Genomic DNA, 2,104 nt, shown 5'->3' with positions numbered 1-2,104 from the left:
TGTCAAGCGCGGAGTTAAATTCTGCAGTTTTTTCTAACAATTTTTACGTTTCGTAACCTTAAGCGACGGGTTCATCCGAGTGTTCAGAGGAACGTTTTTTCTTTCCAATCTTAAATAAATCCATTTCTTGTAAGCCTGCTTCCTTTTTCTCCTTGAGTCGATATGAATTTCCTTGAATGTTGATGATGTGACTGTGATGCAACAACCGGTCAAGAATGGCTGATGTAACCACTTTATCGTTGGCGAATATTCCGGCCCATTGGCTGAATACGAGGTTTGAGGTGACGATGGTGGCACCTCTTTCGTAGCGTTTGGAGATTACCTGAAAAAAGTGGTGGGCATCCTCCTTGCTCATGGGGAAATATCCGATCTCATCGATGATGAGAAGCGATGGTGCCATGATCGTTTGTTTGATGAAGCTGTCGTAGCGTTTGTTCTTCTTGGCATTGCTCAGCTGTATCAGCAGATCGGCTGTAGTGGTGAATCGCACCTTATAGCGGTTCTGCACCGCTTTGACCGCCAAAGCGATCGCCAGATGGGTTTTTCCCACGCCCGATTGCCCCAGCAGGATGATGTTCTCGCTGCGTTTGATGAATCCGAGATTGGAAAGCTCCTCAATCTGGCGGCGGTTGACTCCGACGGTGAAATCGAAATCAAACTGCTCCAGTGTCTTGATCGTCGGGAATCCGGCCAGTTTGGTCAGTACGGTGCGGGAACGTTCGGCTTTGGCTTCCGATTCGCATTTGAGCGCTTCGTACAGGAATTCGGCGTATTGCCAGTTCTCTTTGGCGGCTGTGGCGCTCAGTTCCCCGTAGCGTCTGGCCAGCGTGGGCAGCTGCATTTCCTTGCACAGCTGTTCGATCGAATCGTTCAGCGCCATGCGACACCTCCCAGCGTGAGTGAAGAGAACAGCCATAACCCCATCATCGGGATGAACTCGTCATATGTCTGCATATCACGTTGTGGGATATGGATGCGGGGAATTTTCTTGGTTGTTTGGGTCGCTTTTGCTACACTTTCTTTCATAGCTTTTATCGGGTGGATACCGTGATAAGGCTTGGGCAGAGGAAGCAGGTGGGACTGCTCTTCTGCTAATAGATCAAACGGTCGTTTCAGTGTCGTTTGGTGTATCCTCGCATTGGCGGTAAAATCCAGCCAGTCCATTACTTCCGCGTTTGCATTCTCCAGCGTCATCCGATAGCCCATCATCGACAGTCGTACTTTCAGCGCATTGTGGAAACTGTAGCGCAGGTAATGGTTGAAGCGTTCCACTTTCCCTTTGGTTTTTGCACGGTAAGGTTTGCAGACTTTGAGGGTGATACCGCAGTGTTTCTCGGCGAAGTCTCGGAACTGCTCGTTGAATTTGTGCTTGCCAAATCCATAGGCGTTGCGCTTGAGGATGACGGTCTTCATGTTGTCATACAGACATTCGTGGGGAACCCCGCCGAAATATCCGAAGGCATTCATATGGCACGCGATCAGCGTATCGACCCGTTCATTATCAACATACTCCACATACGATGCACGTGAATACCCCATTGTCGCCACAAATGCCGATAAGTGTTCTTTGGGGAATTCGATCCAATCGACTTGCATCTGCTGAGCGGGAGCCGTTTCGAACCGTATCAGCGGCTCTTCCTCTTGCACACGGCGACGCAGATCATGCCGGAGCATGATCTCCTGCATCCACCGAAGGCTCCCCCGGTATCCGAGTTTCTGTATCTCTTCATAAATTGCCGTCGCAGGCAACTCCACTTTCAGCTCATGCGCGTGCTCCAACATCTGCGCGATGTTGACCAGATACGGATCAACCGTCGTCTCTACCGGTTCTCGCTTGATCACCGGAACATACCCCTCCGGCAGCTTCGCGTATTTGGCTACCGTATCCCTCGATAGCCCAAGCTTCCGTGCTATTGCACTTTTGCTCAATCCTTCTTTGAGCATCTGATGTATCATTTTTACTTCACCTTTTTTCAGCATAGTCCCCCTTTCCGAAAAGGAAATCAGGACTTTAGCGAATCTAATCCGCTTCTTTAAGCTTTAGGTCGTAAAAACTACAATCCAACAGCCTTCTCAGCTGCCTATTTTAACTCCGCGCTTGACA

General features: G+C 49.5%; 2 protein-coding genes. Both read right to left on the bottom strand.

What is annotated here, in order from left to right:
* Positions 1-58 precede the first annotated feature (58 nt).
* The gene (istB, locus tag E0765_RS04605; RefSeq protein WP_132812052.1) at positions 59-880 is read right to left on the bottom strand and encodes an IS21-like element helper ATPase IstB; all 822 of its coding nucleotides are present in this window, start codon (positions 878-880) and stop codon (positions 59-61) included.
* On the bottom strand, positions 871-1,980 hold the full coding sequence (gene istA / locus E0765_RS04600) for an IS21 family transposase (RefSeq protein ID WP_132812051.1): 1,110 nt from the start codon (positions 1,978-1,980) through the stop codon (positions 871-873). Before istA ends, istB begins: the two co-directional genes overlap by 10 nt.
* Positions 1,981-2,104: the final 124 nt, after the last annotated feature.

The organism is Sulfuricurvum sp. IAE1 (assembly GCF_004347735.1).
Classification (GTDB): domain Bacteria; phylum Campylobacterota; class Campylobacteria; order Campylobacterales; family Sulfurimonadaceae; genus Sulfuricurvum.
Note: the sequence above shows the minus strand (reverse complement) of the source record. Positions and strands in the feature narration are given on the sequence as shown.